The organism is Marinobacter maroccanus (genome assembly GCF_002933275.1).
Classification (GTDB): Bacteria; Pseudomonadota; Gammaproteobacteria; order Pseudomonadales; family Oleiphilaceae; genus Marinobacter; species Marinobacter maroccanus.
Genome location: NZ_PSSX01000006.1, coordinates 36,948 through 49,896, shown reverse-complemented (window position 1 = coordinate 49,896; position 12,949 = coordinate 36,948). Strand labels below are relative to the sequence as shown.

The window sequence follows — 12,949 nt, the reverse complement described above, 5'->3', positions numbered from 1 at the left end:
ATGCAAACCGAGGAGCACGAATCATGGCTAACAGTACAGCGAGCGCCGGCAACATTGGCGCGAGGAACAGGACCAACGCAGACATCGATAACTGGGATGTCGAGAGCGAAGAATTCTGGGAGCGGGAGGGCAAGCGCATTGCTTCCCGCAACCTGTGGATTTCCATCCCCAGCCTGCTGATGGGCTTTGCCGTCTGGCTGATGTGGGGAATGATTACCACCCAGATGAAGAACCTGGGCTTTCCTTTCAGTATTGAGCAACTGTTTACACTGTCTGCGATTGCAGGGCTGTCTGGTGCCACCCTGCGGATCCCCGCGTCGTTCATGATCAAGATCGCCGGCGGACGAAACACGGTGTTCCTGACCACCGCCCTGCTGATGATTCCTGCTGCCGGTACCGGCATCGCCCTGATGAACCCGGATACACCGTTTATCGTGTTCCAGGCCCTGGCACTGCTCTCCGGTATCGGCGGCGGTAACTTTGCCTGCTCCATGAGCAACATCAGTACCTTCTACCCGAAAAGCAAGCAAGGTTATGGCCTGGGGATGAACGCCGGTCTCGGTAACTTCGGCGTCACCACCATGCAGGTGGTCATCCCACTGGTCATGACCGTGGGTATCTTCGGCGCCCTGGCCGGTGATCCGATGCAGCTGCAAAGCCCCAGCGGCACCCTGATTGGCCGGATTGAGGCAGGCACCGACACCTGGATCCAGAACGCCGGCTTTATCTGGCTGGTGTTCCTGATTCCGCTGGCGTTTGCCGGCTGGTTTGGCATGAACAACCTGAAAGTGGTTACCCCGAATCCGGGCAACCCGCTCTCGGCCTTCGGCAAGATTCTGGGGCTCTATGGCGTGGGCATTCTCGCCTCTATTGCAGGCGTCTGGGCCCTCAGCGTACTGAACATGTGGCTGGCCCTGCCACTGACCATCGTGCTCACACTGATTCTTCTGCGACTGATCCCCGGCGATATCAAGCCCAACATCCAGGCCCAGTTCGCGATCTTCAGCAACAAGCACACCTGGTCCATGACCGTGCTCTACATCCTCACATTCGGTTCGTTTATCGGCTTCTCCGCTGCCCTGCCGCTGTCCATTACCGTTATCTTCGGCAACATGATGGAAGTGGCGGCCGATGGCACGGTAACCCGTGTAGTCAACCCTGATGCGCCGAGCGCACTGACCTGGGCCTGGATGGGGCCGTTTGTCGGCGCACTGATTCGCCCGGTGGGCGGCTGGATTTCCGACAAGGTGGGCGGATCTATCGTTACCCAGATCATCTCGGTTGTGATGGTGGCAGCCTCTGTGGCCACCGGCTATGTGATGATGCTGGCCTACAACTCCACCGATCCAAACACCTACTTTGCGCCGTTCCTGATCCTGTTCATCATCATGTTTGCGGCCAGCGGTATCGGTAACGGCTCCACCTTCCGCAGCATCGGCTTCATCTTCAACCAGCAGCAGAAAGGCCCGGTTCTGGGCTGGACCTCCGCGGTTGCCGCCTACGGTGCATTCATCGCCCCGCGGGTGATGGGCCAGGAAATCCAGGCCGGCACTCCGGAGGTGGCCATGTACGGGTTTGCGGTATTCTATGCACTCTGTCTGGTGGTTAACTGGTGGTTCTACCTGCGCAAGGATGCGTATATCAAGAACCCCTGACACCGGGTTCAGGTAACAGCCGGCGTCCGTGAAGGGCGCCGGTTTTTTTATGCCTGCTTTCCATCAAGGGCTACCTCCCTATCTGCACAAAATGACGCACACGCTGGCAAATGCTAGATTCAGGATATTGGATTTAATCCCGACAGAACCAGGGAGCCTGCCATGTCCTTCGAAGAGCTCTTCGACGCGAGCTACGAACGTGTCCTTCAGACCCCACCCGAGGTCCCTGATTTCTTTGAAGCCTTCTATCGCCGGTTCCTGATGTCTTCTCCGGAGGTCCGGGCACTGTTTCGCAATACCGATATGGCCGTTCAGCGGAGTATGCTGAAGAAATCCTTTTTCAGCCTCCTAGCCTTTTACGCCAGCGGCAACGTTGACGATGTCCTTCATCGAATTGCCTGCCTGCACAGCGCCCGCCATCTGAGCATCAAGCCCTACCTCTACGACCTCTGGCTCGACTGCCTGACGGACACCCTAAGAGCCTATGACCAGGAGTGCAGCGACGATATCGAACTGGCCTGGCGGTTGGTTCTGAGCCCTGGAATCACCTACATGAAATTCGGCTACGACCACTTCTGATCCGTGGGCACAGTAGGACAGGCTTGCCCCCGAAATGATGTCCCTTCAAACGCAAAAAAGCCGCCGGGCAATGCCTCGGCGGCCTCTTCTTCAACAGTTCCGGGTTAGCTGGTAGCGGCAGCCTGCCGGCGACGCTCTTCCTCTTCGATCTGGAGATCAACAGAGGACACCTGGTATTCGTCGGCAAAGCCTGACTCCGGCTCCTTCAGCCACATGATGCACAGCAACCAGCTGATAAACGCGCCACCAGCAATGATGTAGAAGAACTGGGTCGGGGTTACGAAGGTGAAGATGGTGAGGTACACCACCGCACCCACGTTGCCATAAGCGCCCGCCATGCCGGAGATCTGCCCGGTAAGACGCCGCTTGATGGAGGGAATAATGCCAAAGGTTGCGCCCTCGGCACCCTGCACGAAGAACGAGGTGAATACAGTAATGCCCACGGCAATAATCAACGGCCAGTTGGAGTTCATCAGGCCCATTAGCGCGAAGCCGACAGAGATGCCGAACATGTAGCTGAGCATCACAAACCGGCGGTTGCCCATGCGGTCTGAAACCAGGCCACCCATGGGGCGCGCCACCAGGTTCACGAAGGCAAAGGAGGCAGCGATAAGGCCGGCGGCCGTCGCACTCAGGCTCCAGGTTTCCTCAAAGAACATCGGCAGCATGGACACCACCGCCAGCTCGGCACCAAAGTTGGCGAAGTAAGTGCTGTTCAACGCTGCCACGCTGTTAAACGGGTACTTGTCATCCTCGGGCACGCCCTGTTTCAGCAAGGGAACGTTTACCCTGAGAATCTGGATGATCTGGTAACACACGATGGCGACAATCACTGCGTAACAAATAGCGGCTCCGGTAGCACTCAGATACCCCATGTTCTCGATGCGCCATACCAGAATGCCCAGAACGCCCACCAGGGGAATGGTCCACAGGATCAGCTTGATCATATCGCCCCAGCTGCTGACTTCCAGAGCCACGGCCTTGCGCGGCTTGCGATGAACGGTGCCGACAGGGCCGTCGGTAATCGCGAACCAGTAATAGATGCCGTAGCCGGCCATCACAATCGCACTCTGGGCGATGGCCCAGCGCCAGCCGTCCTCACCACCGTACATGTGCAGTGCAATGGTTGGCAGTGTGATGGCTGCAGCGGCAGAGCCGAAATTGCCCCAACCGGCATAGAAGCCTTCGGCAAAGCCGATGTCTTTCGGCTTGAACCACATGGCGGTCATGTGAATACCCACCACAAAGCTGGCGCCGATGGAGCTGAGCACCAGGCGGCTGACCAGGAGCTGGGTCATGGTGTTACCAAATGCAAACACCAGCGCCGGGATGGACATCAGCACCATCAGAACGGAGAACACGCGACGGGGACCAAAGCGGTCCAGGGCCATGCCCACAATGATCCGGGCAGGAATGGTCAGCGCCACGTTACAGATGGCAAACAGGCGGAGGTCATCGGCGGTCAGCCAGTCGACGCTTTTAAGCATGCTTGACGCCAGCGGCGCCATGTTGAACCACACGTAGAACGTGATAAAGAATGCGATCCAGGTCAGGTGCAGCGCCCTGACTTCCGGATTCTTGACGTGGAAAACGTCTGCGACTTTCATGTCAGCCTCCCTGGGCTTTCAGGTACAGAAACGGTTATGGCCAGACTCAACGGCTGGGCAGAATAAGAAGCGGGCACTGGATGCGGCGGGCAAGGAAGGAACTCACGCTGCCGAAGGTCATGTAATCCAGTTCGTCCACGAAATAGGTCAGTGAGCGGGCAATGAAGCCACCGTCGGGCTCGTGGCTGTGGCGTGCGATAACCAGCATCTCCGGGTGGACCTTCTTTTCCGCGGCGAACAGCAGCATCTTTCTCGGGTCGCCCTCCAGAAGCATGTTCTCAGCAGAGACCTGCTCCTGCTCGCAGACCTCCATCGCCTCAGCCAGGTGGTTTTTGAGCTCTGTCACTTCTTGCTGGAACATGTCCTCGTTTCCAGAGGTGATGTCCCGCGGATTCTCGGCAACTGCAACCAGGGTGATGACGGGTTTGAGATCGCGAAACATGGTGATGGTCTGAGCCAGTGCCAACCTGGCATTTCGCGAGCCGTCGTAGGCAATCATGATTTTCATTTTGGGTTCTCCCGAGGGCGTTTTCGGCGCCCTTTCAAAAGTCATTTCAAGGGGCATCCATTGATATCTGTCAGCATTAGCCCACACTCCGGCGCCGCCCATAATTGACGTAAATCAACCCTGACAACGCGTACCCCACGAGAGAAATCAAGGGTCTATCCCCTGCCCCCTAAAAGCCTCAGATTGCCTACCACCACTGCACCCAGCAGGAGGTACCTCCAATGCCCCGCATGGAAAAACCCTGTTTTTGGTATGGTTTAAGAGGTGCTTTCAGACAGCACTCGATGGATACCTGAAAGGAGGGGAAACATGGCTATTAGCCCGTCAAAACCCGAGCAATATCGCGCGCTGGGTTTATCCACTTTCGCCTTCACCCTGTGCTTTGCGGTGTGGACGATTTTCTCCATCATCGGGATTCGCATCAGCGAGGATCTCGGGCTGTCGGATACCCAGTTGGGTCTGCTAATGGCCACCCCCATTCTTACCGGCTCGATAAGTCGACTTTTCCTGGGCATATGGACAGACCGGTACGGCGGCCGCTGGGTCTTCGGCATTCTGATGCTTACGACCGCCGCCTGCGTGTACCTGCTCACCTTCGCAACCACTTACCTCATGCTGTTGGTAGGTGCCCTGGGCGTTGGGCTGGCAGGTGGTGCCTTTATCGTGGGGGTTGCCTACACGGCGGCCTGGTTTGAACCGGAGCGTCAGGGCACGGCACTGGGCATTTTCGGGGCGGGCAATGTGGGCGCAGCGGTGACCAATTTCGGGGCTCCGTTCCTGCTGGTGGCATTCGGCTGGGAAAGCACCGCGCAGATCTACGCCACGGTGCTGGCGATCATGGGCGTCGTTTTCATTCTGCTGGCCAAGGAAGATCCCATGGCGGCAGAGCGGGCTGGCAGCAAGTCCAAGTCTTTTCTGGAGCAGATGGAGCCTCTGCGGGAGCTGAGAGTCTGGCGCTTTGCCCTGTACTACTTCTTTGTGTTCGGCGCCTTTGTGGCTTTGGCGCTCTGGCTGCCGCACTTCCTGATTGGCGTTTACGGCCTGGATATCAAAACCGCCGGCATCATTGCCGCGCTCTACACCATTCCGGCCTCCCTGTTCCGGATTCTCGGCGGCTGGATGTCTGACCGTTTCGGCGCCCGTCGAGTAATGTACTGGACCTTCGGTGCGTCGGTTCTGTGCACGTTTCTGCTGAGCTATCCGCCCACCGACTACGTCGTTCAGGGCATTGATGGCGATATCCGCTTTACCCTGGCCATGAACCTGCCCATGTTCGTGGCGCTGATCTTTATCCTCGGATTCTTTATGTCCCTGGGCAAGGCAGCGGTGTACAAACACATTCCGGTTTACTACCCCATGCATGTCGGCGCCGTAGGCGGTGTGGTCGGCATGATTGGCGGGCTTGGAGGATTTATCCTGCCACTGACCTTCGGTGTACTGAACGACCTTACGGGCATCTGGCAGAGCTGCTTTATGCTGATGTTTGTGATCGTTGCAGCTGCCCTGGCGTGGATGCACTACGCGATCCGCTCTGCCGAGCGGGTGGAGTGGGCCGCCAACGAGGAAAGAACGGATTTGCCGGAACTGGCCTCGCCACAGCTGTTTTATCCACTGAACCGGAAAAAACCCAAAGAACCTCTGGCGCCACCGCCAACAGCCGGCCAATCCTGACGCCGCTTGATTGATTGCCCCTCGTTGCCCCGCACTGCGGGGCTTTTTCGTATAATCGCGGGGACTGGAATGAGGCTGATTCGGTAAATGGGAGAAACATCATGGCCAAGTGGCTGGTTAAATCAGAACCCGCGGAATGTGGCATTGAGGATTTTGCCAAAGCCCCGGACGGGGTGATCCCGTGGGACGGCGTGCGTAACTACCAGGCCCGGAATTTCCTGGCCCAAATGGCAGAGGGCGACGAAGTTTTCCTCTATCACTCCAGCTGCAAGCACATCGGGATTGCCGGAATAGTCAAGGTTGTTCGCAGCGGTTATCCGGACCCAACCCAGTTTGACCCGGAATCGCCCTACTACGATGGCAAGAGCACGAAGGAGAAGCCTCGCTGGCAAGCTGTCGACATGAAGTATGTTCGCACCCTGCCAAGGTTGATCCCGCTGGCGGAGCTGAAATCCATGGCCGGGCTCGAAGACCTGCCCCTGGTTCGCAAAGGTAACCGGCTATCCGTCATGCCTGTCAGTGATGAGGATTGGCAGATCATCCTGGGCCAGGCGGGCTGAGACCAGGGATCTGCCATCGGCGCGTCACTCGTCGTGGGGAATTGGATCCGGGCTCCGGTCCCAGCCCACCAGTGCCAGCGTAGCCACCACGCCAATCAACAGCCCCATCCACGGCTCAAAGAACGCCAGGGCGGCGCCAATCAGAACCACCGTGCCCCGGGAAGCATTATCCCTCGGGATCGACATGGCAATGTAAGCGCAGGCAAAGCCGGTAAGCACCAGGGTCAGCGACAGGGCAACACCCAGCAACGGTTTGAGCCCGGTCAGCAGTGGCAACAGGAAGAAGATAAACGGCAGGCCCATCAGGTAGTAGGAGGCCAGGCCGCTGTGCAGGCTGTTCATCGCCTTCGGCCCCTGCTTCCAGCGTTGCACCACAATCACGTGCACGCCAGTCCAGACGGCGCCCTGGGTCGGGAAAAAGGGCGCCACAATACCCATGATGGCGTTGCGGATCGACAGGGAGAAATGAGTGCGGTTGAGGTTGATATCCACATGCTCATCCTTGCGCACCTTCAAGCCTTCCCGCAGGACTTCGTTACCGGTAACCAGATCGCCGAACAGAATGATGTAGGCAATCAGCGCCAGGGGAATGCTCTGGAGAATCATTTCCTGGGACGGCCAGCCAATGGCCAGCGGAGACACTTTCGCCAGGGCCTCACCCAGAGGTGGCACCAGGAACCCCCACTGGATATCGAAGGTCACCTCGCCCACCAGTGGTCCGACGATGGCCGCGGCCAGGAAGCCCGGCAGCAGGCCCAGGGCTCCCAGCATGAAGAAGAAACGGCTCCGTTCCTTGAGCTTCTGCATCGGGATCGAGAAAGTGAATATCAGGCAGATGGCGCAGGCAAGCCCCGTGGCAATGGGCTGCTCAAGCAGAAAGCGTTCGGCGTCATCCACGAAGACCCGCTTAAGCGCGGCAATCGAGGCGCCCAGGATAATACCCGCCTTGAGGGTGTCGGGCAGCCAGATCACAAAGCGCCGGCCCAGGCCGGTAATCCCGAGAAACAGCACAAGGGTGGCGAATACCAGACTCAAGGCGGTCATTGCCTGGAAGCGGCTGACCGGGTCCTCATAGCCGCCTATCACAAACGCCAGAATCAGGGGTAACGCCGGGGTAATCCAGCCTCCCGCGTAGGGCTCGCCGAAAAAGATCACCGCCGAGGCAATCAGGGAGGCGTGAATCATGGATAACGCCACGGCTTCTTCAAAGCTCAGACCAAAGAAGGCGGTCATAACGGGGATCAGCGCCAGGCCTGTGGCGGCGGAAACAAACAGCCCCTGCAGGAACTCGGACCAGCACAGGCGCGTGTGGTAAAACGGCACGCGGAAAGTGAACGGCCCCCAGCGCCAGCCGGCTAACTCCGGTCTATCTTCCATGGAATGTCACTCGCTTATTGGTTTTGTTGTTTGTGACCTGATTATGGGAAGGGTTTGCCCATCGCACGAATGAATATTTCTGATCAAGCTGAATAAATCCTGCTAATTGCCTCCAGTTACGCGGTACAACAGGTTTCGCCTGTCATTCAGGCTATCCAATTGCGTCCCGGCCCTTTAGAATTCGGCCTTCCCCGAATTATCTGGAGCCGCCGCCTGCCATGTCGTCCCAATTAAGCCCCGCCTCCGGTTTCGAGAAACTCCGCCACATTGAATCCAGCAAGATTTTTCAGGGCGCAGTCATCACCATCATCATCCTGTCGGCCCTGACCATTGGCGCCAAAACCTATGATCTGCCACCCCTGGTGGAGAAGTCGCTGATCCTCATGGACAACGCCATCACCCTGTTTTTCCTGGTGGAGATCCTGTTCCGCTTTGGTGTGTGCGCCAACAAAAAGCGATTTCTGTTCGACGGCTGGAACCTGTTCGACACCCTGGTGGTGATCGGCAGCCTGATTCCTCTGGATAACTCCGAAGCGGTTTTGCTGGGGCGTCTGTTGCGGGTGTTCCGGGTGTTGCGTCTAGTGTCTGTGGTTCCGGAGCTCCGGTTCCTGATCAACTCGCTGTTAAAAGCGATTCCGCGCATGGGCTATATCGCCCTGCTGATGTTTATCATTTTCTATATCTACGCGGCCATGGGCTCGATGTTCTTCGCCAGCGTCGATGAGGAGCTCTGGGGCGACGTGGCCATTGCCATGCTGACCCTGTTCCGAGTGGCCACCTTCGAGGACTGGACGGACGTGATGTACGCCACCATGGAGCAATACCCGCTCAGCTGGGTTTTCTACATCACCTTTATTTTCCTGACAGCGTTTGTATTCCTGAACATGATGATCGGGGCGATCCTGGAGGTCATGAGCGAGGAGCAGAACGCCAAGCAGGCCCAGAAGGCCCATGATGAGCGGGATGAGATTGCCCGCCAGCTCCAGGCCGTTCAGGTTCAACTGGCGGAGCTGACGAAGCAGATCAGCGACAAGCGCTGACTCAGAATGGCTTGGTCATGGCCAGATGCAGGATGGCGCTCACCTGCACCAGAGCGAGTACCGCAGCGGAAATCCGAACGGGCTTGCCGAGGGTGGTTTTCAGGGCAAAGACGCCGGCAATGATGTAGCCGAACAGCAAGACAATTTTGGCAATCAGCCACCCGGGCATGGCCGAAGCGTACCCGGCCACAAAAACCAGTGAGATCGCCGCCACCAGCAGAATGGTGTCGTTGATGTGGGGGATAAACCGAAGCGGTGTCTGGCGCCAGCCTGGTCTTCCAACAGCGTCCAGCAGCAGACGCAGGGCAAACAGGGTGATGGTCAGGTACGCGGTGGTCATGTGCAGGTGCTTCAGAATCATGTACGACGTCATGGAATTTCCTTTGTGACTGAATGGCTTGCGGCCATTGTACGCAATCTACCCCCAAGCAGGTATGGTTAACGAAGGTGGCAGGGTTTAACATATACCAAGAATACATGTATATGGGAGACATCTATGCAGGCCATTCCAACATCCCCTGAACGGGCGTCTGCCAGCGTCGGTCAGTTATTTTCCTATCCTTTCAGGATTTTCTTTCTGTCGATGACCGTTCTGGCCCTTGCCGCCATTCCGCTCTGGGTGATGCAGGTAAACGGTGTTATCAACCTACCGCTGGCCATGCCCGGTTTGTTCTGGCACCAGCACGAGATGCTGTTCGGTTTTTTGTCGGCAGCAATCGCGGGGTTCCTGCTAACCGCAGTGTGCGTCTGGACTCAGACGGAACGCACCCACGGATTCAGATTGGTGCTGCTCTGGGGTGTCTGGCTGGCTGGCCGTCTGCTGCTGGCAACCGGTGCCGAACTGCCTTACTGGCTGGTTCAGGGCGTGAATCTGGCATTCCTGCCCCTGGTTATGGTGGATGCCGGCTGGCGAATCTGGCACGCGCGGCAAAAACGGCAACTGATGATCATGGTGGTTCTCGGCCTGCTCTGGCTGATGCAGATCGGCTTTGTAACCCGGCTCGACATGGCCTTCAGCTATGGCGCCCTGATCATGGCCATGGCACTGATCAGCATTATCGGTGGTCGCATCACTCCGGCATTTTCAACCGGATGGCTGCGCCAGCGGGGCCTCGACAGCACCGCAGTGAAAACGGTGCCCGCGCTGGATATGGCAACTGTATTCAGCCTGATTCTGCTGATGGCATCACTGGTCACCGGCTGGCAAACCGTGACCGGTGTGCTGGCCCTGCTGTCTGGCGTGCTTATGCTTGTGCGTCTTGCTGGCTGGAAAGGCTGGCTCGTTCGCCAGGAACCACTGCTCTGGATTCTGCACCTGTCAATACTTTGGGTGCCGGTGTCCCTGTTCCTGCTGGCGGGTACATTGTTCGCAGGCTGGCCTTCCAACGCCTGGAGTCACGCCGCCGGAACCGGCGCGGTCGCGTGCCTGATTCTCGGGGTCATTGCCCGGGTCGCCCTCGGCCACAGCGGCAGACCCCTGGTGCTGCCCAAAGGCATGGTGCTTGCGTTCGTTGCAATTCATCTAGCCGCACTGATACGGGTGCTCACAGCATTCGAAATCATTCCCTGGCACCCCGGGATTGGCAGCAGCACCCTGCTCTGGTTGTTTGCCTTCGGTATGTTCCTGTACCGGTACACCGGCATCCTGGCCAGCCCAAGGCCTGATGGCCGCGAAGGTTGAGTCGCTTCCAAGGCGGAAGAAAACCGACCTTGTCGCTCATTAAACAGACCAAAAAGTCCCAATCCGGGAACTCCAAAGCGGCAATCATCCACTAAAGGTCAATAGCTCCTCGCGAAATTCGAGCTAAAGTATGAGGAAATCATTTTGTAACAGAGATACTGGCACTATGAACCCGGATCATTTTGATAAAGAAGACCTGATCAAATGCGGCCACGGCGAGCTCTTTCCTGGCTCCATGCGTCTACCCATCAATGAAATGCTGATGTTTGACCGCGTCACGCATATCGCTGACGACGACGGCCTCTACGGCAAGGGCAGCCTGGTAGCGGAGCTCGACATCAATCCGGACCTGTGGTTCTTCAAGGTGCACTTTGTTGACGATCCCGTGATGCCGGGCTGTCTTGGCCTGGACGCCATGTGGCAGTTGGTAGGTTTCTTCCTGGCCTGGGGTGGCGGTGAAGGCAAGGGTCGCGCCCTGGGCGCTGGTGAAGTGAAGTTTACCGGCCAGGTGTTGCCCACAGCCAAGAAGGTTACTTACCGTCTGGATCTCAAGCGCGTGATCAGACGCAAGCTGACCATGGCAATCGCTGATGGCCGGATGGAAGTAGACGGCCGGGAAATCTACACTGCCAAAGACCTGCGGGTTGGCATGTTCACCTCGACCGATGATTTTTAGGAGTTAACAGGATGCGTCGTGTTGTAATCACCGGTATGGGCATAGTTTCCAGCCTTGGTACCAACCAGAAGGAAGTCGCCCAGTCACTCAAGGAATCCCGTTCCGGCATCGGTTTCAGCGATGAAGCCCGGGATAACGGTCTGCGCAGCCACATATGCGGCCAGATCAACCTGAACCTGCCCGAACTGATTGACCGGAAACTTTGGCGTTTCATGTGCCCGGCTTCTGGCTATACCTATCTGGCAATGCTCGAAGCCATCGAACAGGCCGGGCTGACCGACGAGCACATCAAGGCAGATACCACCGGTATTATCTTTGGCCAGGGTGGCGCCTCGACGGTTGAGCTTCTCGACTCCATCGACACCCATCGCGACCGCGGCATCCGCCGGGTTGGCCCCTATCGTGTGCCCCGCACCATGGGCAGTGCCATTAACGCGTCACTGGCAACCGGGTTCGGCATTCGTGGCATCAACTACGGCATCACCTCTGCCTGCGCCACCAGCGCGCATTCCATTGGCCATGCCGCGGACCTTATCGCTCTCGGGCGCCAGGATGTGATGTTTGCCGGCGGCGGCGAGGATATCCACTGGACCCTCAGCCTTCTGTTCGATGCCATGGGCGCTCTGTCGACCAAATACAACGACACCCCGGAAATGGCTTCGCGCACCTATGACGCGAACCGCGACGGCTTCGTCATTTCTGGTGGTGGCGGTGTGCTGGCTCTCGAAGCGCTGGAGCACGCGGAAGCGCGGGGCGCAAATATACTGGCAGAGCTCGTCGGCTTCGGTGCAACTTCCGATGGCGCAGACATGGTTGCCCCGAGTGGCGAGGGCGCAGTGCGCTGCATGAAGCAGGCGATGAAGAATCTGGATGGCGAAATCAGCTACGTGAACACTCACGGCACCAGCACCCCGGCCGGGGATATCACCGAGCTGAAAGCCCTGAAAGAGACGTTTGGCGACAAAATACCGCCATTAAGCTCCACCAAACCCCTTTGCGGCCATGCCCTGGGCGCGGCGGGCGTACATGAGGCTATTTACAGCCTGATCATGCTGCGTGAAGGCTTTATTGCTCCGTCAGCAAATATCCAGAGCCTGGACGAGGGAGCCGAAGGCTACCCGATCGTACGGGAACGCATGGATAACCAGAAACTGGACCTGGTGATGAGCAACAGCTTTGGCTTTGGCGGCACCAATGCCTCTCTGGTGTTCAAAAAGGTCTGATCCGGATCAGGACAGCCTGACCGAGCGATATTCAGCCGGGGATGTACCCATCCAGCGCTTGAAAGCCCGGCTGAATGCGCTCAACTCCGAAAAACCGAGCTGCTCGGCAATCTCCACCAGCGGCTTGGTCTTGTCCTGCATGTAGGTCAGCGCCTGCCTGCGGCGAACATCCTCCAGCAAACGGGCGAATGTCAGCCCTTCACGCTTCAACTTCTTGTGCAGCGTGTAGCGACTCATATGCAGCTGCGACGCCACGACTTCCACACCAACTTTGCCACGAGCAAGCTGTACACTGATCAGGGAACTGACCCTGACACTCAGCGAAGCCCGCGCCACCTCTGGCGTCAGAGGCTTTAATGCCATCTGGAACTC

General features: G+C 57.8%; 13 protein-coding genes. 8 read left to right on the top strand and 5 right to left on the bottom strand.

All coding sequences use genetic code 11. The annotated features are described in order from the left end of the window. The first annotated feature begins 23 nt into the window (after positions 1 to 23). Together KEHDKFFH_RS08945 and KEHDKFFH_RS08940 are read left to right on the top strand one after the other, a co-directional pair. Positions 24 to 1,655, top strand: a complete 1,632-nt coding sequence (locus KEHDKFFH_RS08945) for an MFS transporter (RefSeq protein WP_104321605.1) — start codon at positions 24 to 26, stop codon at positions 1,653 to 1,655. Positions 1,656 to 1,817: 162 nt separating this feature from the next. After that, a complete protein-coding gene (locus KEHDKFFH_RS08940) occupies positions 1,818 to 2,234 on the top strand; it encodes a globin family protein (RefSeq protein WP_104321604.1) in 417 nt (138 codons plus the stop codon). Positions 2,235 to 2,338: 104 nt separating this feature from the next. On the opposite strand, the gene KEHDKFFH_RS08935 is transcribed toward KEHDKFFH_RS08940, so the two are convergent. Continuing rightward, a complete protein-coding gene (locus KEHDKFFH_RS08935; protein WP_104321603.1) occupies positions 2,339 to 3,841 on the bottom strand; it encodes an MFS transporter in 1,503 nt (500 codons plus the stop codon). A 46-nt stretch (positions 3,842 to 3,887) separates the two neighbouring features. Next, a complete protein-coding gene (locus KEHDKFFH_RS08930) occupies positions 3,888 to 4,349 on the bottom strand; it encodes a universal stress protein (RefSeq protein WP_104321602.1) in 462 nt (153 codons plus the stop codon). A 309-nt stretch (positions 4,350 to 4,658) separates the two neighbouring features. Here KEHDKFFH_RS08930 and KEHDKFFH_RS08925 point away from each other — a divergent pair, with 309 nt between their 5' ends. Both KEHDKFFH_RS08925 and KEHDKFFH_RS08920 read left to right on the top strand, forming a co-directional pair. After that, entirely contained in the window at positions 4,659 to 6,020 is a 1,362-nt protein-coding gene (locus KEHDKFFH_RS08925; protein ID WP_104321601.1) for an MFS transporter, read from the top strand. A gap of 101 nt (positions 6,021 to 6,121) precedes the next feature. Continuing rightward, positions 6,122 to 6,580 carry an EVE domain-containing protein gene (locus KEHDKFFH_RS08920; RefSeq protein ID WP_104321600.1) on the top strand — a complete coding sequence of 153 codons (459 nt, stop codon included), beginning with the start codon at positions 6,122 to 6,124 and terminating at the stop codon, positions 6,578 to 6,580. Between the two features lie 24 nt (positions 6,581 to 6,604). Here KEHDKFFH_RS08920 and KEHDKFFH_RS08915 read toward each other — a convergent pair whose 3' ends face one another. Then, a complete protein-coding gene (locus tag KEHDKFFH_RS08915; RefSeq protein WP_104321599.1) occupies positions 6,605 to 7,957 on the bottom strand; it encodes a hypothetical protein in 1,353 nt (450 codons plus the stop codon). Between the two features lie 218 nt (positions 7,958 to 8,175). On the opposite strand from KEHDKFFH_RS08915, the gene KEHDKFFH_RS08910 reads away from it, so the two are divergent. Further along, on the top strand, positions 8,176 to 8,997 hold the full coding sequence (locus KEHDKFFH_RS08910; RefSeq protein WP_104321598.1) for an ion transporter: 822 nt from the start codon (positions 8,176 to 8,178) through the stop codon (positions 8,995 to 8,997). A 1-nt stretch (position 8,998) separates the two neighbouring features. On the opposite strand, the gene KEHDKFFH_RS08905 is transcribed toward KEHDKFFH_RS08910, so the two are convergent. Beyond that, positions 8,999 to 9,370 carry a SirB2 family protein gene (locus KEHDKFFH_RS08905; protein WP_104321597.1) on the bottom strand — a complete coding sequence of 124 codons (372 nt, stop codon included), beginning with the start codon at positions 9,368 to 9,370 and terminating at the stop codon, positions 8,999 to 9,001. 123 nt (positions 9,371 to 9,493) lie between these two features. Between KEHDKFFH_RS08905 and KEHDKFFH_RS08900 the strand changes: the two genes are divergently transcribed. The 3 genes from KEHDKFFH_RS08900 (at position 9,494) to fabB (ending at position 12,577) form a co-directional block, all read left to right on the top strand. Next, on the top strand, positions 9,494 to 10,678 hold the full coding sequence (locus tag KEHDKFFH_RS08900; RefSeq protein WP_104321596.1) for an NnrS family protein: 1,185 nt from the start codon (positions 9,494 to 9,496) through the stop codon (positions 10,676 to 10,678). A gap of 166 nt (positions 10,679 to 10,844) precedes the next feature. Beyond that, positions 10,845 to 11,354: a bifunctional 3-hydroxydecanoyl-ACP dehydratase/trans-2-decenoyl-ACP isomerase gene (gene fabA, locus KEHDKFFH_RS08895; RefSeq protein ID WP_008169354.1), complete on the top strand. Its 510-nt coding sequence runs from the start codon at positions 10,845 to 10,847 to the stop codon at positions 11,352 to 11,354. Positions 11,355 to 11,365: 11 nt separating this feature from the next. Next, positions 11,366 to 12,577, top strand: coding sequence for a beta-ketoacyl-ACP synthase I (gene fabB, locus KEHDKFFH_RS08890; protein ID WP_104321595.1), 1,212 nt, complete (start codon positions 11,366 to 11,368; stop codon positions 12,575 to 12,577). A 6-nt stretch (positions 12,578 to 12,583) separates the two neighbouring features. Here fabB and KEHDKFFH_RS08885 read toward each other — a convergent pair whose 3' ends face one another. Continuing rightward, complete coding sequence (locus tag KEHDKFFH_RS08885; RefSeq protein WP_064227559.1) at positions 12,584 to 12,940, bottom strand: helix-turn-helix transcriptional regulator; 357 nt, start codon at positions 12,938 to 12,940, stop codon at positions 12,584 to 12,586. Positions 12,941 to 12,949: the final 9 nt, after the last annotated feature.